We start from the raw sequence: 21,531 nt of genomic DNA, 5'->3' as shown, positions 1-21,531 counted from the left end.
TATTAGATTTCTGTTGAACAGTATAACGATAATGACAATCTTTACAATAATGGCGCTGACGACCACCGACAATGCCATCTTTACGATGATTTATGCTTCCACATCTTGGACAATCCATAGTTTTTTTCAGCAAAAATAATAGTACTATATAAATTTAACAATACCTTAATTATATTTGGACGAAAGACCTGCTTCTTTCGTTAGTATCTTTATTGTGCTAAAGTAATGTAAACAAACAATAAGAGTGCTTTTTAAGCCGCAAAAAAAAGGATTTATAGAGGAAGATACGATAAATCCATGTTTCGCGTACATGTTAAACTGAAGAAAATAAATGACCGTCGATCGGTCGATAGGGATCAGTCCGTATGGAACACTTCTTCCATTACGGCCCACCATTCCCCGTCAGCGCGTGTATCAAGCGGTTGCTGGCACGGTTCGCAGAACGTCCACCACTTTTGTGTGACCGGATCGGCAGCCATTTTCTTCATGTCGGCCTCGTAATCCGTCCCTACATATTCGTAGTAACTGAACAGCAGCCCGTCTTTGTAATAAATCGAATAATTGCGAATATGGCATTCGCGAATGGTTCGTAAAACCTCCGGCCACACTGCCGCATGTAACTTTTTGTATTCTTCCAGTTTTTCCGGCCTTACGCCGATGATACTTCCGTAACGTTTCATAGCAATCTGATTTTAATTATCGTACGAGAGACAAAAGTAACGCTTCCCCGAAAAAAATAAAAGCCCCGAAAGCGTTTGTGTGAAAATAAATCGTACCTTTGCGCCCGCATTTTCCTAAAAAGGGTGATGTAGTGGTTTGTCGCACAGTTGCTGCGACCGTGTGCTTGAACACCACGTAAAAAACAAGAATAATGAAGAATAAAGTATCTGTATCGTTTATGATGTTCGGCATCCTTTTCTGCGTATGCCTTGTAGCATCAAATTTATTGGAAACCAAACTGATTCAGCTCGGGATAATTCCTGGTATCGGTTCGATCTCCGTCACCGCGGGGTTGCTCGTATTTCCAATTTCGTATATCATCAACGACTGTATCGTCGAAGTGTGGGGCTATCGTAAAGCACGTCTGATTATCTGGATGGGGTTTGCGATGAACTTTCTTGTCGTTGGTCTGAGTCAGTTGGCTATTCAGTTGCCCGGCGCTCCTTTCTGGGAAGGAGAAGAAGCGTTTAACTTCGTATTCGGACTCGCGCCGCGTATCGTAGCAGCCAGTTTGCTTGCTTTTCTCATCGGTTCGTTCCTGAATGCCTACGTAATGAGTCGTATGAAAATTGCTTCGCAAGGTAAACATTTCTCTTATCGCGCCGTCTTATCGACCCTGGCAGGCGAAAGTGCGGACTCAATTCTCTTTTTCCCCATCGCATTCGGAGGATTGATGCCTGTTAACGAACTACTAAAGATGATTATTGTACAGGCCATACTCAAAACACTTTACGAAATCATCATCCTTCCCGTTACTATCCGTGTCGTAAAATATATCAAAAAGGTAGATGGTTCCGACGTATATGATGAGAACGTCTCGTACAATGTATTGAAAGTAAATGAAATTTAATCGTCATGATGAAAGACGAGATAGCGCTGGTCGTCTTTAGCGGCGGACAAGATTCGACGACGTGCCTTTATTGGGCGAAAAAGCATTTTAAAGAAGTACGAGCGTTAACGTTTCTCTACGGTCAGAAGCATCGCGCCGAAGTCGATGTGGCACGCGAAATAACTCGTCAGGCCTCGGTAGAATGTGAGGTGATGGACGTGTCGTTCGTCGGTGGTTTGGGCAGAAACGCCTTGACCGATCCTACGCTGACGATGGATAAAGAAAAACCGGCGGACAGCGTTCCGAATACGTTCGTCCCCGGCCGAAATTTATTTTTCCTCAGTATCGCGGCCGTCTATGCGAGCGAACACGCCATCCGTCATCTGGTGACGGGCGTGTCGCAGACCGATTTCAGCGGGTACCCCGACTGTCGGGATACGTTTGTCAAATCGCTCAATGTGACGCTGAATTTGGCAATGGACAAATCATTCGTCATCCATACCCCGCTGATGTGGCTCGATAAAGCGGGCGTGTGGGAGCTTGCCGATGAACTGGGCGTCTTCGACCTGATACGGCGCGAGACACTCACTTGCTACAATGGCATCGTGGGAGACGGCTGCGGTGAATGCCCTGCCTGTCAGCTGAGACGCGAAGGACTGGAAAAATATCACAGAGAAAAAAATAAGGAATCTTTTTCCCTCCAACGACCTTGCTAAAGAGTTTTCGAGGGCTGTTTCACCGGCTCAACATGAAGCGTGATGTGCGTTCCCTGTCCGTATTTTTCACGTAGCTTCCGTTCGACTCGGCTCATGATTTCGTGCGCTTCATTGACCGCCATCCGGCCATCCACACGAATATGTGCCTCGATAGCGTAATCGTTCCCGATCCTGCGCGTCTGTAGATGATGAGGGTCTTGCACCTTGTCCACCGCTCCGATGGTGTCCAGAATTTCAGTCTCGACCTCTTCAGGCAGTGATTTCTCCAATAAGTCATTAACAGCCGGAACAGTCAGTTTGATAGCAACCTTCACAACTAGCACGCTCACGATGACGGCAGCAAGGGGATCGAGGATCGTCCAACTGTCTCCGAGCCAAATCGCCCCGGCGATACCTGATGCTGTCGCGACAGACGAAAAAGCATCCGAGCGATGATGCCAAGCGTTAGCAAGAACCGTCTGACTTTCGTAACGCCTCCCCACCGCAATAGTCACCTGAAACAACGATTCCTTGACCAGAATCGAAACCAGCGCCGCGATCAACGCGATTTTTCCCGGTGAAACGATCGGTTCGCCCAATACGTAAAATCCATAGATTTTACTTGCCCCACTCCAAAAAACACCCACACCTACGAACAGTAATACCACTCCGATCACCGACGTTGCCAATGTCTCATACTTTCCATGTCCGTAGTCATGATCATCGTCTATCGGTCTTGAAGATAAATGGATACAGATAAAGACAACAATATCTGTGGCAAAGTCGGACAATGAATGAACGGCATCGGCCAACATCGCACTGCTACGCCCGCAGAGGCCGGCTACGAACTTAAACACCAGCAATACGAAGTTACCGATGAAACTCCATACCGTAATATTTTTCAGTTCTTTCTCCCTCGACATCTTACCGGATATGCTGATGACACAGACGAACCGATCAGAGCAGGTCTGAGGCCAACTCGGCCAATTCGCTTCGTTCGCCCTTCACCAAATTGATATGAGCAAACAGATTTTGCCCGCGCATCTTATCAATCATATAAGCCAGTCCGTTGCTTTGCGCATCAAGATAAGGAGAATCGATCTGCTGAATATCGCCGGTAAAAACCATCTTCGTTCCTTCGCCCGTGCGCGTCACGATTGTTTTGATTTCGTGCGGTGTCAGGTTCTGCGCCTCATCGACGATACAGAACGTTTCGGAGAGGCTGCGCCCGCGAATAAACGCCAACGCCTCGATCACCAGCCGTTCCTCCTTTTGTAATTCTTCGAGTTGGCGAACTTCTTTCGCCGATGGCGAAAATTGTGATTTGATCACATTCAGGTTATCAAACAACGGCTGCATATATGGCGCCACCTTCTCTTTTTCGGTACCCGGAAGAAAACCAATATCCTTGTTCGCCAGCGAGACGATCGGGCGAGCCAAAAGAATCTGTTTGTAACTCTGCATCTGATGCAGTGCCGAGGCGAGCGCCAAAAGTGTCTTACCCGTACCGGCCTTGCCCGTAATCCCTATTAACTTAATGTTTGGGTCGTTCAAAACTTCAAAAGCAAAGCTCTGCTCGGCATTACGCGGTTGAATGCCATAATTTCTCGTGCCCTTATCGACCTTCTTGATCCTCTCCGTAAACGGATTGTACCGTGCCAACACTGAGCTACGCGAACTTTTCATGATAAAACACGCATTCGGTTGTAATGTATCGGCAAAGTCAAATTGAGAGGCATCTACCCCGTCGAACGACGAGTAAAGTTGATCGATCAGGTCGGAATCCACATTTTCATACGTGTCCTGCGTATCTTTAAACAAATCCGTATTCTTTACCTTATCTGTGATATAATCCTCGACGGCGATGCCGAGCGCGCGCGCTTTCATACGCATATTGATGTCCTTGGTCACCAGAATCGTTTTCATCTCAGGATGTTCACAGCCCACGGTATAAGCACACGAAAGAATACGATGATCCGGAACACGCTCCGGAAACGAGGTGGCAATCTTATCCTGATACTTATCGCCCGTCACAACATAAAGCATACCTTTTCCCTCGCCCAGCGATGCACCTTTCAGAAACAGATCACTGGAAGTCAACCGGTCTAACTCACGCACAAATTCCCGCGCGTTGTAATTCAACTGACTGCTACCCTTTTTGAACTTGTCCAACTCTTCCAATACGACGATCGGAAGATAAACGTCGTTTTCCTGAAAATGTTCGATACATTTATAATCGTGAAGAATCACATTCGTATCCAATACAAAATTTTTCTTTACTCCCATAGCTTTGATGCTTTAATCATGATGTTGTTAATTCGGTCGCTAATTAACGACTTTTTCAGGAAACAATCATGATAAAAAAGAAAAAAACAAGTCTAAAATGCGCTAAAACGACTCTTTAGTGTCCTTTTTGTAGAGAAAAATAAAAGAAATCGAGCAATTTGTCATTTTTTTAGCATCTATTCTTGTTCCAATCGTAAATAAGTCTTTATATTTACGCCCTAATTAAAATTATGAAATACGAAGAAATACTTCAATATCTTTACGAGCGGACCCCCTCCTTTCAGGATATCGGGGGAGCGGCTTACAAGCCCGGACTCGATCGTGCCATCGCATTGGACGACGCATTGAGATGTCCGCACCGCAACTATCGGATCATCCATGTGGCGGGGACAAACGGGAAAGGTTCCGTATCCCATCTGTTGGCGGCGATTTTGAGGACATCGAAATACAAAGTAGGGTTATATACTTCGCCACATCTGACCGACTTCTGTGAACGGATACGGGTAAACGGAAAAAAAATCCCACAGCAGTACGTAGTGGATTTTGTCGAAAGCCACCGTGGGTTGATCGAATCGATCAACCCCTCGTTCTTCGAGTTGACTTCGGCTATGGCCTTCGACTATTTCAAGCATAAAAAAGTTGATTTTGCCGTCATCGAAACAGGTTTGGGCGGACGGTTGGACAGTACCAATATCGTGACACCTATCATGAGCATCATTACCAACATCAGCATGGACCACATGCAGTTTCTGGGCAATACTCCGGAGAGGATTGCCGAAGAGAAGGCTGGCATCATCAAGCCTCACGTACCGGTTGTGATTGGAAATGCCTCCAACGCTAACGTCCGACAAGTCTTTATCCATAAGGCGAAACTATCGAGAGCACCAATCTACTTTGCCTCTGACGAGGCGCCTTTGCGATCCGCACAAATGATGCCGGATGGAAAATGGCGGTTCGAATCGATCGATTTCGGTGAAATCAACGGTGAATTAGGAGGCTCATTCCAAAAAGAGAACGCACAAACCGTACTGACGGCTATTCGCGTACTCAAAGAGCAAAGAGTAAAGTTACACCCTGACTCAGTGACCATTGGGTTTTCCAAAGTAGTGGAAGAGACAGACTTGATAGGACGTTGGCAAACGATCCAAAATGCCCCTGCAGTCATATGCGATACGGGACACAATATCGGCGCTTGGGAGAACTTAAGCCAAATGCTCAACGAAGCCTTTGAACATCATCCGCGCCTGCATCTCGTGATCGGCATGGCAAGCGACAAGGATGTGGACAGCGTCTTAAGTATGATGCCCAAGCAAGCATCGTATTACTTCACCCAAGCCTCTGTCAAGAGAGCCCTTCCTGAAAAAGAACTTGCTCTAAAGGCTCTCAAATACGGGCTGCATGGAACGACTTACCCGACGGTGCGCGAAGCCGTACGAGCCGCAGCCGAAGAGGCTCGTAAAGACGATCTCATTTTTATCGGAGGCAGCACGTTCATTGTAGCCGATGCTCTGCATCTGTTTCCTAATATTCAACGAAAATAAATCGAACAAACTAAATTCTTATGACTGAAAAAAATCAACCCCTTTTAAGGGACAAAGACTGGGTACGTTGGACGGCCCTGATGCTTTTAGCTTTTGCCATGTTCTGTTCATACATTTTTATGGACATCCTCTCCCCCATTAAAGACTTATTAGAATCGACACGCGGATGGAATTCTGACGCTTTCGGGACTTACGCGGGTTCAGAAACGTTCCTCAATGTCTTTATCTTCTTCCTTATCATAGCCGGGATTATTCTGGATAAAATGGGGGTTCGTTTCACGGCACTCTTATCGGGTCTGGTGATGCTTATCGGCGCAACGATCAATTGGTATGCCGTCACGGAAATGTTCAAAGGTTCCGAACTGGAAAGATGGTTTACCGATCATCTGAATTACATTCCTTTGTTCGATGAGTTAGGAGTTTCCCCCTTTTATCGAGGAATGCCGGCGTCGGCCAAGTTTGCAGCCATCGGATTCATGATTTTCGGCTGCGGCGTGGAGATGGCAGGCATTACCGTTTCGAGAGGAATTGTGAAATGGTTCAAAGGGCGCGAGATGGCCATGGCCATGGGCTCTGAAATGGCATTAGCCCGTCTGGGGGTTGCCACTTGCATGATTTTTTCGCCTGTGTTTGCAAAAATGTACGGTATCACGGATGTTTCACGGTCTGCCGCATTCGGAGTCATTCTGCTGTTAATTGCGTTAATGATGTTTATCGTCTACTTCTTTATGGACAAAAAACTGGATGCACAAACGGGCGAGGAAGAAGAGAAAGACGATCCGTTCAGAATACGTGATCTCGGTAAAATCTTGTCAAGCGGCGTCTTCTGGCTCGTGGCATTACTTTGTGTGCTGTATTATTCGGCCATCTTCCCATTTCAGAAGTATGCCGTGAATATGCTTCAATGCAACATCGATTTTGTAGCCCCTCACCCGTCTTCATTCTGGGCATCGGACCAAGTGGCCTTTATTCAATATTTCGTGATGCTGGTTGTTGCGGCGACATCATTCATCAGTAACTTCAAAAAAGGACTTATGAAAGGAGCCTTGCTTGCTACTTCAATCATCTTTCTGATCATCTTTTGTTACATGTCCTACGAACGCCAATCGGCCGAGTCAATCTTTGCCGTATTCCCGCTGCTGGCAGTAGGAATCACGCCTATTCTGGGTAAATATGTAGACAACAAAGGAAAAGCAGCCACGATGTTAATGCTTGGCTCCATCCTCCTGATCATTTGTCACCTGACTTTTGCATTCGTTTTACCCCAGTTTAAAGGGAACAACATCGGCGGTATCGCACTGGCATTCGTAACGATTCTTGTACTCGGTTCCTCTTTCTCTCTGGTTCCCGCCGCCTTGTGGCCCAGTGTGCCCAAGTTGGTCGACAGCAAAGTAATCGGATCGGCATACGCCCTGATCTTCTGGATTCAAAACATTGGATTATGGCTTTTCCCACTACTGATCGGTAAAGTACTGAATGCCTCGAATCCCGAAATCGTACAGCAGCTGGCGGACGGGACTATAGCTCCCGAAGTAGCCTCCGTCTCTTATAACTATACGAATCCGCTCATGATGTTGGCTTCGCTGGGCATTTTGGCACTCGTTATGGGCTTCTGGCTTAAGATCGAAGACAAACGGAAAGGATACGGATTGGAAAAGCCGAATATTACCGGCTGATTTGAATGGATTATTTACCTACAAAAGAATGAGCGATGAACAGAATAACAAAACTTTTCGGAATCCGCTACCCGATGATTTCGGGCGGTATGGTGTGGTGCAGCGGCTGGCGCCTGGCCTCGGCCGTAAGCAACCACGGAGGACTTGGGCTGCTGGGTGCCGGTTCGATGCATCCGGAAACGCTCGAAGAACATATCCGAAAGATGCATCGGGCCACGGACAAACCATGGGGAATCAATGTACCTCTACTCTATCCCGAAATGGATCGTATCATCGAAATCATTTTGCGTGAGAAGGTTAAAATTGTTTTCACCTCGGCCGGAAGTCCGAAGAAATGGACGCCTCTGTTACAGAGAAACAAAATCAAAGTCGTACACGTAGTCAGTAGCACCGCTTTTGCACGCAAATGTGAAGAGGCTGGATGCGATGCCGTAGTGGCCGAAGGATTTGAAGCCGGAGGACATAATGGACGCGAAGAAACGACCACTCTGACCCTTATCCCGCAAGTGCGTCGCGCCGTCTCACTGCCGCTGATTGCTGCCGGAGGCATTGCTTCGGGACGGGGAATGCTGGCGGCAATGGCACTAGGTGCGGAAGGCGTACAGATAGGAACGCGCTTTGCTCTTTCGGAGGAAAGTTCGGCACACGAGCGATTCAAACAGAAATGTATTACGCTCGACGAGGGAGATACGATACTCTCACTCAAGAAACTTTCTCCTACACGTCTGATCAGGAACGAATTTTACCGTCAGGTGGAGCAAGCCGAAAATGCCGGCGCCTCAGCCGAAGAAATCGCCCAACTTCTCGGACGGGGACGTGCCAAACGAGGCATCTTCGAAGGCGAACTGGATGAAGGTGAACTGGAAATCGGGCAAGCAGCATCCATGATCCGAACGGTCGAACCGGTCGGACAAATCATGGCCCAGATGATTGCCGAATATAATGCGGCAGCCGACGGACTGACGGAAATCAGATTCTGATCTCTCCTCTCCCCAATTTTACTCATTCTTACAGATTAATCGAGTAGGAGGAAAATGACGTAGGTTGTTTCCCTCCTACTGTCATTTCCCGACGGCAGAGTCAATCGGCAAGTGCAATAAATACAAAACTAAATTGAAGAACTTCTTTTTTTGAGTAGAAAAGTTTATTTTTTCCCTTGGTCTTCTGTTGATTTTGTATTGTATCTCCTTAATAAAATAGATGGAACTATTCGAGGAAAGGGCATTATAGAGAGGATGAGAGGTAAGTAGATGGAAATGAGATGGATTTGCGCTATATTTCTATGGTTTGCGTATTGAGATAAAGTGCAGAAGATGTGGATTTGTGCAGAAGTTCCGTTACCAAATCGTTAGTTCATTCTCCGATTGGTAACGAAGAGGCGGGAGAAGGTAACCGACAGAAGAGTATTCGGTAACTCATTTTTCTGCTATTACGGTGCTTATGCTTTGTACCACAATGTTTTGCGTAGCTGAAAACGCTTCAAAATCGGGTAACTTTGCCCATAAAAAAGAAGTGTATGAAAAAAGACAAAATGAAAGTTTTGCTCTACCTGAAAAAGAGCGGATTGGACAAGTCGGGGAAAGCTCCGATCATGGGGCGGATAACCTACGAGCGAACTATAGCCCAATTTAGTTGTAAGCTATCGTGCGACCCCAAGTTATGGAACGCTCGTGAGAGCAGACTGAACGGCAAAAGCCGTGAAGCAGTGGCAACGAATGGCAAGTTGGAACGCTTGCTTCTCTCGGTACAGTCGGCTTATCGACTTCTTTGCGAACGAGGTGCGGTGTTTACGGCAACAGGCATTAAGGAGCAGTTTCAAGGAAGTATGCAGAGCCAGACCACCTTCTTGGAGCGATACGACCGAATGGTCGAAGAGATGGAGCAAAAGGTGGGCATCGAAATAAAGGCTACGACTATGAGTAGTTACCACACTGTTCGCAAGCACTTGCAAGCCTTTATCCGAGAGAAGTATCACACGACAGATATTTCTTTCGGACAGATAGAGGAAGACTTTTTGGAATGCTTGCAACACTATTCTGTCGGGAAGTTGGGATATTCGCAAGGTTATTATCGTAAGATGGCTTTAGTGGTGAAGAAAGTCTGCCGTTTGGCGTATCGTGAGGGCTTGACAGAGCGACAAATGTTCGCTCACATACAGATTGAACGAGGAGAGAACAAACAACCTCGTGCATTGGACAGAGCTTCATTGGATAAGTTGCAAGCCTTGACTTTTGAGCCGTATGAAGTGGAGTTGGAAACAGCTCGTAATCTCTTCCTCTTTTCTTGCTTTACGGGGGTAGCCTATTGTGATATGGTTGCCCTTGGTCGTGAGCATCTATTTACGGATGATGAGGGGGCGTTGTGGTTGAAGTTCCGCCGACAAAAGACTGACACCCTTTGCCGTGTGAAGCTTCTATCCGAAGCGGTGCGTTTGATAGAGCGGTATAAATCAGAGGAACGCAGCATGCTCTTTGCGCCTATTGTCTACTCGGCTTACCTCACCCAACTCAAAGCCCTCCAACTTCGGGCTGGTATCTCTATACCTCTTTCGGCTCACGTTGGGAGGCATACCTTTGCCACCTTGATTACTTTGGAGCGAGGCGTTCCTATTGAAACGGTGAGTCGAATGCTGGGACATAGCAACATCCAAACGACTGAGCGATACGCCCACGTTACCCCGAAGAAGCTCTTCGACGAGTTCGAGCGATTTCTCTCTTTCACCGAAGATTTGCAACTCTCTTTGTGACATTCAAGAATATGCCCTCAAAAGCACCTAAGCTTTTGGAAGAAAGCAATAAAGCTTTTGCCCGAAAGCTTAGGAGCTTTAGAAGACAAAGTTTTTATCATTCATACAGCACACGAAAAAGATTATGCGCAGTACATTCAAAATTCTATTCTATATCAATAAGAACAAGACCAAAGCGGACGGCACAACGGCAATCCTTTGCCGTATCACCATTGACGGAGCAAGCGTAGTGATAATCACAGGAGAAAGTGTCGTTCCCCATGATTGGAGTGTGAAGCGAGGGGAAACAACGGACAAGAATACCAATCAACACCTGCAAAACTTTCGGGAAGAAATCGAACAGGGATACAATGCTTTACTCTACAAATATGGAGCGGTCAGTGCCCAGCTTCTGAAGAACTACCTGCAAGGCATCGGGAGAACTCCAACGGCACTTCTTGCCCTTAGTACGGAAGAACTTAAAGCCCAACGAGAAAGCAAGAGCGAGGGAATGTATAGCAACAATCGGTGTTCCGACAGACAGCTTAACGCCTTTGTGCGAAGTCGTGGCGAGGAGGATATTCCCCTAACGGCTCTTACGATAGATTTCTTTGATGATTACCGCTTCCATTTGAAGAAGGAGGGCTATGCCCCTGCAACGATAAACGGGCATTTGTGTTGGTTGAGTCGGCTGATGTATCGAGCCGTCAGCCAGGGGACAATCCGCCTCAATCCGTTTGAGGAGGTGAAGTATGAAGCCGTGGAGTGCAAGCCTCGTTTCCTGAGCAAAGGCGATGTGGCAAAGCTCTTGGCATTCCCGTTGCAGGAGGAAGGGGCGGAACTAAGCCGAAGGATGTTTCTTTTCTCTGTCTTTACGGGTTTGGCATTTGCCGACTTGCAGAGCCTCCGAGCTTCGCAAATCGAAACGAATAGCGAAGGGAGGCGATATATCCGCAAGGCAAGACAGAAAACAGAAGTGGAGAGTTTGATACCCCTGCATCCGATAGCGGAGCAGATACTCTCCCTTTACACAAAAGAAAAAAGCAAGAGGGATTATAAGAACGACAACGAGAGCAATTGCAAGACACTCCCCGACACGAAGATATTCCCCGACACGATAAGCAAAGGCAAACTATTCACTTACCTTAAATCCGTAGGTTTGGCGTGTGGCATTCGAACTCCGCTAACTTGGCATGTCGGCCGCCATAGCTTCGGTACGCTGACTTTGGAGGCAGGTATTCCGATGGAGAGCATTGCCAAGATGATGGGGCATTCATCCATTGCCAGCACACAAATTTACGCTCAAATCACAGACCAAAAGATTGCAAACGATATGGAGAGGTTGATAAAACAAGGTTAGGTTTATATGGTAGTGTTTAATGAGGCGTATTTTCGCATCCCTATTATTGGGTATTTTTCATTCGTTTGCGCGGAAAAACACACAAAAAGTTTTGCAGTCGATATTTTTTTTTCTACCTTGCCCAGCGAGAGAAAGCAAAAGAGTGCTTTCTACAATTTATTTTTCACAAACAAAAAAACAGAGAAGACTATGAAAAAGTTTTTCGCATCGTTAGCCGTAGCATTAGCTGCTATGTGCTTTGCCCCGACAGCAGGTGCAACTGAGATGGTATCACTTCCCCAGGAAGTAGCAGTTGAAAACGTTGTAACAGAGGCTCAAACTCAGTTGCAACAAGAGGTTGAGGTTTGGATCATCATCTATGATGATGGTACAGTAGTTATTATTATTATCGAAAAGAACTAAGTCTGTTTTTTGACTATAGGCTTTTGGATAACTTGTCCTATAATATAATCAAAGCGGGAGGCAATACTCTCGCTTTGGTTGGTAAAAAGTTGTGTTATGGCCAGATTATTTTTTGCAATATTTTTAATGATGAGCGCTTTGCCAAGTTTCTCGCAGTCTAAAGCTGTGACGGTTTCTTATTCTTTTGAAATGAAGATTCCTGAAAAAATAAAACAAATCGAGAATGAACAAATTCGAAAACTTGCAATACAAAAAATGCAAGAAAAAAGTCAGGAATACACGATGTATTTCCATGATGGACTTTATGGATTCTCTGCTCTTTCGGAGGCTTTTCAAGGAAAAAACTTTATTGTCGGAGGAGAACGAAGTGTTTTTTTAGACATGAAGAAGCGAGAACGTGTGTCCCAAGAGGGTATTATGGATAAAAAATTCATCGTAAAAGAACCCTTTGCAACTTTAACGTGGACGATTGGTAAGGAGACAAAGGTTATTTTAGGTAAAACTTGTTTGAAAGCTATTACTCATATTGATAAGATGCCTATTACTGCATGGTTTTGTGAAGAGATTCCTATACAAATAGGCCCGGCTGGGTACTGTGGTTTACCAGGTTTAATCATGGAGATAGAAAGCGGTAGTTTTGTTTACTCGGCACGGAAAGTTGAGTACACAGCTTCAATTTTAAAGATTACACCGCCTTCAAAAGGGGAAGTTTTGAGTCGGGAAGAGTTCATAAAACTGAGAGAGAAAAAAATGAAAGAAATAGGAGTGGATCCCAAACATCAGCCGGGAGGTATTCAAATCATAAAAATGTAAAGAAAAAATCGTTCTCATGCACATCTTTGGATATGTTGCACGAAATGTTCTTTTTGTTTTATTCGGATTGATATTCGGATATGAGGTTTCATATGCACAGACAATTACGATAAAAGGACAAGTGCTTGATGAAAAAAAACAACCTGTCTCATATGCAAGTGTTGTTATCTCAACGGATAGTTTATCTAAAAAAGACATTTCCTATGCTGTAACGGATGAGCATGGGCAATTTAGGATAGGACAACTTTCGGCTATTCCTGACAAGAGATGGATTCATGTTCGTTCAATTGGCTACTTGGGATTTCATAAACAAATTTCTCTTAGGGCAGTTAAGTCACCTCTCGATATAACTCTTACAGAAGACACAAAAGAGCTGGAAGAGGTTGTTGTTGTGGCAAGAGCACGTGATGCTTATGCTAAAGGAGATACAATTGTTTTTAACAGCAAGAATTACACACTGGGGAATGAACGTAATCTTGGGGATGTAGTAAAAAAGATGCCTGGTATGGAAGTTGACCAGACAGGAAATATCTCATATCAAGGAAAGAAAATTGGAAAGGTCTTGGTTGACGGGCAGGATATTTTATCCTCTTCTTCCGGTGTTGCCATGAATACGCTTCCTCCTGATTTTGCCAATTCGATAGAATTGCTTTCGAATTATACGGATGGTGATATTGCCCATGCTTTCAAGGCAGAAGAACAATTAGCCCTCAATCTGAAGTCCAATAAAAAAGTTGCTTTAAGCGGTTCTTTTGAAGGCGGAGGCGGCCTGAAAGACAAATTTATCAGCAAAGCATCTTTGATTACAGTCTTACCAAAAATATCTGCCAGTACCATCATTAACGCCAATAATACAGGTGAGGCTGTTTTTTCGATTCAAGATTATATGTCGAATATCATAGACTTTGAATCGATCCGAAGTGGAGCTTCAACGCAGACATCTTTAAGTTTATCTCCTGAAGAACAACAACTCTTACTGCCTCCGACGAATGAACATGCACGTACGGCAGGATTAGCAAACATAAATATATCATGGACCCCTCACTCAAGCTACAAACTCAGAGCAAGTACACTGTTCAACAAAGGTAAATCAGAAGGGGCGCATACAAAGACGGATACATATACTTTGCCGGAGAATTATTTTACAAATATATCAACAGGTACTGCCGATAAAGAGACCCAACTTGTATCTCAATATTTGTCTCAGAAATGGATTCCTTCTCGTTTTTTCTCTGTCAGTGCTAAGACAAAGATAGACATACGAAACCATAATGCCGATAATATCTATGCTAATACATTCAATGATAATCATATCCATGCATTAGAAAAGCCGAAAAATCACTTTTCCGGTATCAAACAGGATATTGAGATGAAATGGCTTTTGAGCAAAGGGCTTCTTTTCGGTGGAGGAAGTTTTGTTTTCAACAAAGGAAAGATCAATAGTGATATATATACCGATGTCTTACTGCTTCCATTACCCCATATAAATGGAAATTCTATTTATCCTTATTTTCATGAACACATAAAAAAAGACATGGAAAAAGGATTCAACGCCTACGTAGGTGGAATGTATCCTGTATTGAATAATATATATCTGCGAGGTGAGTTTTCCATGTCGATGAATTGGAATGAACTTAAGATGGCTTATCCTACGAGTATAAACGAGGAAACAGCCGATTTAAGAGTATTCAGGCCTTACATTAGTCTGATGAAAAACAAGGGGGTATTCCGGTTTAACATAGGCTCTTATTTTTCCTCCTATAGACAAAAAACATCTCCGGAACTATTGAGAGAGAAATCTCTTTTTTATATTGAGCCACATGCTTCAATCGAATTAGTAATGAGTAACCAGCATCGGTTAATGCTGTCTGTCTCTGAAGCTGTTTCTCCTTCAACCATCGATTACTTTTCTCAGCAGATTTTGGCTAAAGGATACAATAACCTCCAATTACCCTCAAAATTATCGAACCCTTTTGCAAAAAGGTTTAAGGGAAACTTATCCTATGCCTATTTCAGCTTGTTTAACCGGCTTTCGATGTATGGCAATTTAAGTTATATCAAGGATAGAGATACGCATATTACCGTCACAACCTCAAAGGGACTATTGATCAGTAATTTTTATCAAGATGGAGGATGGAGCAATACATTAAGAACAAACGCCTATTTGAGTAAGGGAATCGGCACCCTTCCATTGGACATAAAATTATCAGGTAAATATACGCTCAGCAAACACAACCTGATGCGTGTAGATAAAGAAGACGAATTAATTAACAAAAGAGTAGATGCGAAATTGGATCTTATTTCACGGCTGTACCAATCTCCGGTTAATTTTGAGATAGGAGTACGTTTTAGTCGTCTTGACCAGAAATTTACGTACAGCAATATCCACTCTTGGAATCAAGAATTTGGAGGTTTCGCAACAACTCATGTAAATATAGGAAATTTTGTTTTTTCTGTTTCTGGCAAGTCGAATAGAATTGAAGATGCCGAAGCCAAGCGTTATTTTAGGGATTTAGACTTCTCTATGAAATATAAATTAAACAAGTTAGACATCAAACTTCAGGGAGAGAACGTGTTCCATCTTAAAGATAATGAATGGATGAAAGAAATCCTCACCCCGACAGTCCAATCAACTATCTTATACAGACGATTGCCTGGGCATATTCTTCTATCTCTCTGTTATACACTATAATCTTTTATAACATAACTCCAAATTCCGTTTTTTTTGACAAGAAAATTATAAATAACATACCTTGCTAACATATACACAAACAGAGGGCTTCTAAAAAGATCTTTGCTTATAGTTTTCTTCCAAAAGCTTCTCCAAGTCGGAGAGACGGTAGAGTATCTTCCCTGCGATTTGGGTGTAGGGAATAATGCCCTTGTCCCGATAATCCTGCAAGGTGCGAGGACTGACGAAAAGGCGTTCGCATACCTCTCTCCCTGTGAGATAGATTTCTCCCCCGAACAACGGACGGTGCGTTTGGGCAATCTCCCGAATACGCTTGCTTACTTCTTGAATGCCCGAAATGAGCTGTTTCATTTCGGGTGTTTCTCTGTTTACAATTTCGTGTTCCATAGTCGTGGTTATTGGCGATTGGACTTGGCAAGGAGTGCTTCCACATCCTCGCGTTTGTAATAACATTTATGCCCGATTTGGATAAAGGGTAACACGGACGTGTCCCGATAGTGCTGGAGCGTCCGTTTGCTGATGTTCAGGATTCGGCACACGTCTCCGTTGTGCAATAAGTCGGGCATTTCGGGACGAAGCCCGAAATGTTCTCTCATACAAAGAGCCAACTCTTCGATGCTCTTTTTCAGTTCCTCCCAAGCGGAGGAGTCGATGGCTGTAAATCTCATATCAATATCGTTTTAATTGTTGTTATTTTCTCTTTTTGGCGCAAATATATGCAGCCGAAATCCTTGTTCTCTGACCTGATGAAATCAAGGGAAATAACAGGAACTTGCAGGCAAATGTATAAGTAAAATCTATCTATTTTTAGAAGGGATTCCCTGCCTTTTCTCTCTGTTTCCCCGAATTCCTTCCGAGGGAAAAAATCCTGTTTCGATGCGAAAATAACGAACCGACATATACTGTTTACCCCATTCCTGTTAAGTGGATACTTCTGGCGTCGAAATGGTATGAAATGGCTCTGTTAGAGAGAATCTTCCTACCTGTCTTTTTAGGCTTTTCCCTCTGCTTTCATCGAAAAGGCAAAGGCATGCATCTGCATGTAATCCGATACAGCCATTCGGGTAGCGTTTCCCTTTCTTCCATTTGTCGTTTTCTGATTTTTGAGGAGAAAATATGAGGTATCCTTTCCTTTTGCCGAAGAAATATGCAGCACCTCGATGCAACAACGCCACAAGGCTTGGCTTCACCTGTTCGCCTCTGTAACTTGGTTTCAGCATCCCATTTCGGGTGAAAGTTCAAAACCAAGCAAACAGAAGAAGTACGAACAATGAAAAAAGAAGAGAAGGAGAGCCCCTCCAAGAACGCCCAAATAGAAGAGTTCCTTTCGGCTCGCTACGAGTTTCGATACAACACCGTGTTGCACCGAGCGGAGTACCGTCCACGAGGAACGGACGACTACACAGCCATAGACCGCTACTGCATCAATACCCTCAAACGAGCCTTGGACAAGGAAGCCGATATACAGACCTCGCCCGAGAACCTGTACTGTATCATCGAAAGCGATTTCTCCCCACGCATCAATCCCGTGCAAGCCTATTTCCAAGCCTTACCGCAGACGAAAGGAAATACGGAAACTATCACCACCCTTGCCGACTGCGTGAGCGTAACCCATCCCGAGAAGTGGAGGGAATACCTCACCAAGTGGCTGGTGGCAGTAGTTGCCAATGCGATGGACGACAAGCAATGTCGTAACCATACCTGCCTTGTACTGACAGGCGATCAGGGAAAATTCAAAACCACGTTCCTTGATTTGCTCTGCCCTCCGTCTCTCTCCGATTACCGCTATACAGGGAAGATATACCCACAGGAGAAGGACGTGCTGAGTCTTATCGGGCAAAACCTCATCATCAACATTGACGACCAACTCAAAGCCCTTAACAAACGGGACGAGAATGAACTGAAGAACCTTATCACCTGTCCGCAGGTGAAGTACCGTATGCCTTATGAGAAACACATTGAGGAGCGACCCCACTTGGCAAGTTTCGTGGCTTCGGTCAATGGCAACGACTTCCTCACTGACCCGACAGGGAGCAGACGCTTCCTGCCCTTTGAAGTGCAGGCAATAGATATAGACCAAGCCAAGAGCATTCCGATGGATGCCGTTTACAGCGAAGCCAAGACACGATTGAATGAAGGGTTTCGCTATTGGTTCAATGATGAAGAGATTATTGAATTGCATAGAAACAGCGAAGCCTTCCAAGTCTATACGACAGAGATAGAACTGTTGCTCCGCTATTTCACCTTTCCCACGGAAGCGGAGACGGCAACGAAACGCTTCTATATGACCAATTCGGAGATAGTGGGCTATCTCTCCTGCTATACTCGACAACCGCTCTCCAGCAAACGGATGGGCGAAGCCTTGCGAAAGGCAGGCTATACGAGGGAGTGTCGCAGGATAAACGGCAATCCCGTGTATGTCTATGCCGTCCGTAAGGTTTACCCCGAGCAACCGCCATAGCACTCTGTTGTTGCAATCCCTTTGCAATACCCCTTTCTCTTTTATTTCCTATCCTCCTTACTACGTTACTACAACCAAGGATAATACGGTGAAAGAGAAAGGATTGCAGGAGGTGTCCATCTTGCGACACAGCTTACTACCATCTTTCTACGCTTCTACGGCAGAATGAAAGAGGATAGGTGTAGACAGGAGATGTAGAAGGATAAATCCGAATGAAGTGTTACACTTTTCTCTTTCACAGTCAAATACTTATCCGAGTGTCGAAGGGTAGTAAGATGAAAAGGGGAAAATTCCAAAAAGAGAAAACAGAGCGAACAATGAAATAACGAACAAATGAATATGAATAATCCAAATCCAACGATAACAGCAATGAACAACGAATATTACGACCTACAATACATCAAGGCGATACCGATAGCGGACTATCTGCACGCCTGCGGTATCGAGCCTGCCAAGCGTTACAATGGCTATGCCCTTTATCACGTACCCTACCGAGAAGACTCCAACGCCAGTTTGAAAGTGGACTTTCGGCAAAACCTGTGGCACGACTACGGCACAAGCCAAGGCGGAAGCATCATCGACCTTGTGATGCGGATGCGTGGATGCAGTGCCTACGAAGCAATGGCACATCTTGCTGAAGGGAAAGCGACAACCCTCGCCCCTTCTTCCTTTCATCGTGAAACAACCATTACTACGAGCAATTCCACAAGTACAAGGCACATTCTTTCCATCAGCGAAGAGTTACCCCTACATCTGCAAAGCTATCTCCGAGAGGTACGCAGGATAGACCTTGCCATGGCAAGCCCTTATCTCCGTCACGTTCGCTATGAGGTAGGAGGACGAGAGTATTCTGCCATCGGCTTTGTCAACCGTGCAGGAGGGTATGAGCTTCGGGACGACAAGACATTCAAAGGAACAATCGCACCAAAGGATATATCCGTAGTTGCGGGAGAAACGAACAACTCCCCTCTCTGCATCTTCGAGGGCTTTATGGACTTCCTTTCCTATCTCACAATGAAAGGGAAAGAAAGCATTTCGCCTTCCATAGTTCTGAACTCCGTCAGCAATCTACCACGAGCCATCGCCTATCTCTGCGAGAATGGCATTCTCTCCGTCCGTGCATTCTTCGACAACGATGAAGCAGGACGGCAAGCTCTTCAGGGTATCCAATCTTCAGGCATCAAGGTAGAGGATATGAGCCAATACTATGCCCGATACAAAGACCTCAATGAGTACCACGTTGCCCAAAGAACAGAACTAAAGCAGGTGATACCACCTCGCAAACGAGGACTTAGACGATAAGGCAAAAGAGAGCAAACAACATTATTCTATCATCAGGTATTCAAAGATGCAGAAAATAAAATGTATGCGAATAAACGGCTTTGTTTCGATAGCTACGGCAGTTCCTCAGAACAGCAAGTTTGCAGAGCAAAACTTAGAAACAAAGCGTGCAGGCATTCACAGGATGCAACGCAACAAGAAAGAAGCACGAGCAGGGCGGAGCGGACATTTCGAAAAATGCCATAGCTCATTAGGGTATTTTCTTTACGCTGCACTCCGTTATCGCTAAAAATACCCTCCTGAGCCAAGGGGCGGTGCCCCTTTGGATACCCCTAAATCAATCTTCAAGCAATGGGCTACGCCGTTTTACATATAGACAAGGCGAGAGGAAACGACTCGGCAATGACCGCACACATAGCGCGTACATTCATGCCGAGTAACGTCGATTCCTCCCGCACACACCTCAATCGAGAGCTGGTGCAATTCCCTGCAAATGTAACTAACCGTACCGAAGCGATAGAGCATCGCATCGCCACGGCAGGTATCTACCGAAAGGTGGCACAGAACCAAGTCAAAGCCTTACGCTTTATCCTGTCAAGTTCACCGGAGGATATGGCTCGCATAGAGCAAGAAGGACGCCTGTACGAATGGTGCAATGAAACGATGGATTGGCTTCGCACCACTTTCGGGGCGGACAATGTGGTCGCAGCCACACTGCACGCAGATGAGGACACACCTCATATTCACGCCACAGTTGTCCCGATTGTCACGGGTGAAAGACGGAAAGCCAAAGAGGAAGCCAAGAACGGCAAGCGGAAGTACAAGACAAAGAAGAATAAGGTACGACTTTGTGCAGATGATGTGCTCACGCCCAAAAAGTTGGAAGACTATCAGACGAGTTATGCCAAGCGAATGCAACGGTTCGGATTGGAACGGGGCGTACACGGTTCGGAAGCCAAGCACCGCACCACGATGGAGTATTACAAGGAAGTCCTAAAATCCACGAAAGAGAAAGAGGCGCAAGAAGCAGAACTCACTGCCAAGATAAAAGAGTTGGAGAAGCAGGCAGGCAAACTCCGAATGAAAGGTACGTTTTATTCTATATTTGGCAACTCTGAACTCGACAAGGCAGAAAAACGCATCGCAGACTTGGAACAGGAAGCCGAACGACAGCGGTATCTTTCGGAAAAGGAGAAGAATGAAATCCGAAAGGAGATTGTTCTCTTGCAGGACACGGTTAAGGGAAGAGACAGAGCCATTGCCGAACTGAAAGAGACCATGCAGGTTTACGAGGAAGAGCGGAATTGGATAAAACGCTTCTTCAATGGTTTCTACCAACTCTTAAATATCCGTCTGATGCTCCGAAAGATGAATTTCTCTGATGACAGAATTGCAGAAATGTATCGCACGGAAGCTCCCCAGCGAGGTACGGCTAAAGCCTATTCGGGACTATACAAGAGAGAGTTTACGGAAGAGGGTTGTGAAATCCGCATCGCTAAGGATGAGAAGAAGCGACCGCTACTGACTATCAACGGACTTCCCGTTACCGATTGGTGCGAACAGAAATGGAAACAGCTTATCAATCGTAATCGCTCGCAACGGCTATAAAACCGAAAGACCTCCTTCTCTTTCATCGTTGTATTTCAGTTGCGACAAAACTTTTTAAGAAGAAAATCACGTAAGAACGCTCACTTTCGCTCGCAAATCTGTACCTTTGCAAGTGATAATAGTGAGCGTTCTTTGGTTATTCAAAACAGTGTGCCTCAAAGCACTCCGCTCATTTCTAAATCGTTACCTATTCATCTATCTCTCAAAGGTAACACTCTATTACTCAATAAGATAGTTCGCAAGCGAAAAATTTTTGGGGGCACATCTCTAAAATCGGTACCTTTCCTCTAAAACGTATTTTGTGAGTTTGCTTAGATTGCTGCTCAATCCCTCCCAAATTCGGTTGTTTGGGTGACTATAACACACGACTGTTGGCTCCGTGACGGTCGGTGTGTCTCGGAGATTGCGAATATAAGTATGTTACTTTCCTCTACAAGCTTGG

General features: G+C 45.1%; 19 protein-coding genes. 13 read left to right on the top strand and 6 right to left on the bottom strand.

Translation table 11 applies throughout. The features are described from left to right. On the bottom strand, positions 1-118 hold a 118-nt coding region (locus tag Tanf_RS15630; protein ID WP_425315112.1), incomplete at its 3' end, for a transposase-like zinc-binding domain-containing protein. A gap of 238 nt (positions 119-356) precedes the next feature. Further along, positions 357-680, bottom strand: a complete 324-nt coding sequence (locus tag Tanf_RS10375) for an L-rhamnose mutarotase (protein ID WP_014225673.1) — start codon at positions 678-680, stop codon at positions 357-359. 191 nt (positions 681-871) lie between these two features. Between Tanf_RS10375 and Tanf_RS10370 the strand changes: the two genes are divergently transcribed. After that, entirely contained in the window at positions 872-1,570 is a 699-nt protein-coding gene (locus tag Tanf_RS10370) for a queuosine precursor transporter (RefSeq protein WP_014225672.1), read from the top strand. A gap of 8 nt (positions 1,571-1,578) precedes the next feature. Continuing rightward, entirely contained in the window at positions 1,579-2,265 is a 687-nt protein-coding gene (queC, locus tag Tanf_RS10365; protein WP_046825818.1) for a 7-cyano-7-deazaguanine synthase QueC, read from the top strand. Here the strand turns inward: queC and Tanf_RS10360 are convergent. Together Tanf_RS10360 and Tanf_RS10355 are read right to left on the bottom strand one after the other, a co-directional pair. After that, entirely contained in the window at positions 2,262-3,167 is a 906-nt protein-coding gene (locus tag Tanf_RS10360) for a cation diffusion facilitator family transporter (protein ID WP_046825817.1), read from the bottom strand. The two genes, queC and Tanf_RS10360, sit on opposite strands and share 4 nt — an antisense overlap. A gap of 34 nt (positions 3,168-3,201) precedes the next feature. Continuing rightward, positions 3,202-4,530, bottom strand: coding sequence for a PhoH family protein (locus tag Tanf_RS10355; RefSeq protein WP_046825816.1), 1,329 nt, complete (start codon positions 4,528-4,530; stop codon positions 3,202-3,204). Positions 4,531-4,760: 230 nt separating this feature from the next. Between Tanf_RS10355 and Tanf_RS10350 the strand changes: the two genes are divergently transcribed. From Tanf_RS10350 to Tanf_RS10315, 8 genes are all read left to right on the top strand, one after another. Next, complete coding sequence (locus Tanf_RS10350) at positions 4,761-6,071, top strand: bifunctional folylpolyglutamate synthase/dihydrofolate synthase (RefSeq protein ID WP_014225668.1); 1,311 nt, start codon at positions 4,761-4,763, stop codon at positions 6,069-6,071. A gap of 20 nt (positions 6,072-6,091) precedes the next feature. Next, positions 6,092-7,747, top strand: coding sequence for an MFS transporter (locus Tanf_RS10345; RefSeq protein ID WP_014225667.1), 1,656 nt, complete (start codon positions 6,092-6,094; stop codon positions 7,745-7,747). A 35-nt stretch (positions 7,748-7,782) separates the two neighbouring features. Then, complete coding sequence (locus Tanf_RS10340; RefSeq protein ID WP_014225666.1) at positions 7,783-8,727, top strand: NAD(P)H-dependent flavin oxidoreductase; 945 nt, start codon at positions 7,783-7,785, stop codon at positions 8,725-8,727. Positions 8,728-9,263: 536 nt separating this feature from the next. Beyond that, positions 9,264-10,493 carry a site-specific integrase gene (locus Tanf_RS10335; RefSeq protein ID WP_009348524.1) on the top strand — a complete coding sequence of 410 codons (1,230 nt, stop codon included), beginning with the start codon at positions 9,264-9,266 and terminating at the stop codon, positions 10,491-10,493. Positions 10,494-10,617: 124 nt separating this feature from the next. Further along, the gene (locus tag Tanf_RS10330; protein WP_004585093.1) at positions 10,618-11,832 is read left to right on the top strand and encodes a site-specific integrase; all 1,215 of its coding nucleotides are present in this window, start codon (positions 10,618-10,620) and stop codon (positions 11,830-11,832) included. Between the two features lie 6 nt (positions 11,833-11,838). Beyond that, positions 11,839-12,234 carry a hypothetical protein gene (locus tag Tanf_RS15625; protein ID WP_021663792.1) on the top strand — a complete coding sequence of 132 codons (396 nt, stop codon included), beginning with the start codon at positions 11,839-11,841 and terminating at the stop codon, positions 12,232-12,234. Between the two features lie 96 nt (positions 12,235-12,330). Next, positions 12,331-13,047 (top strand): GLPGLI family protein, encoded by a 717-nt coding sequence (locus tag Tanf_RS10320; RefSeq protein WP_004585095.1) that lies wholly within the window; start codon positions 12,331-12,333, stop codon positions 13,045-13,047. Positions 13,048-13,063: 16 nt separating this feature from the next. After that, on the top strand, positions 13,064-15,739 hold the full coding sequence (locus Tanf_RS10315) for a carboxypeptidase regulatory-like domain-containing protein (protein WP_004585028.1): 2,676 nt from the start codon (positions 13,064-13,066) through the stop codon (positions 15,737-15,739). A 90-nt stretch (positions 15,740-15,829) separates the two neighbouring features. Here the strand turns inward: Tanf_RS10315 and Tanf_RS10310 are convergent, their stop codons facing one another. Then, positions 15,830-16,126, bottom strand: coding sequence for a helix-turn-helix domain-containing protein (locus tag Tanf_RS10310; RefSeq protein WP_004585029.1), 297 nt, complete (start codon positions 16,124-16,126; stop codon positions 15,830-15,832). Between the two features lie 8 nt (positions 16,127-16,134). Further along, entirely contained in the window at positions 16,135-16,407 is a 273-nt protein-coding gene (locus Tanf_RS10305) for a helix-turn-helix domain-containing protein (RefSeq protein ID WP_004585030.1), read from the bottom strand. 602 nt (positions 16,408-17,009) lie between these two features. Between Tanf_RS10305 and Tanf_RS10295 the strand changes: the two genes are divergently transcribed. The 3 genes from Tanf_RS10295 to mobV all read left to right on the top strand — a co-directional run bounded on the left by Tanf_RS10295 (position 17,010) and on the right by mobV (position 21,089). Next, a complete protein-coding gene (locus Tanf_RS10295) occupies positions 17,010-18,200 on the top strand; it encodes a VapE domain-containing protein (RefSeq protein ID WP_004585033.1) in 1,191 nt (396 codons plus the stop codon). Positions 18,201-18,569: 369 nt separating this feature from the next. Further along, a complete protein-coding gene (locus tag Tanf_RS10290; protein WP_005844603.1) occupies positions 18,570-19,502 on the top strand; it encodes a DUF8464 domain-containing protein in 933 nt (310 codons plus the stop codon). Between the two features lie 330 nt (positions 19,503-19,832). Then, complete coding sequence (gene mobV, locus Tanf_RS10285) at positions 19,833-21,089, top strand: MobV family relaxase (RefSeq protein WP_004585038.1); 1,257 nt, start codon at positions 19,833-19,835, stop codon at positions 21,087-21,089. Positions 21,090-21,531: the final 442 nt, after the last annotated feature.

This window comes from Tannerella forsythia, assembly GCF_001006485.1.
Lineage (GTDB): Bacteria > Bacteroidota > Bacteroidia > Bacteroidales > Tannerellaceae > Tannerella > Tannerella forsythia.
The sequence above is the reverse complement of the archived record's forward strand: the minus strand, read 5'-3'. Positions and strand labels throughout refer to the sequence as shown.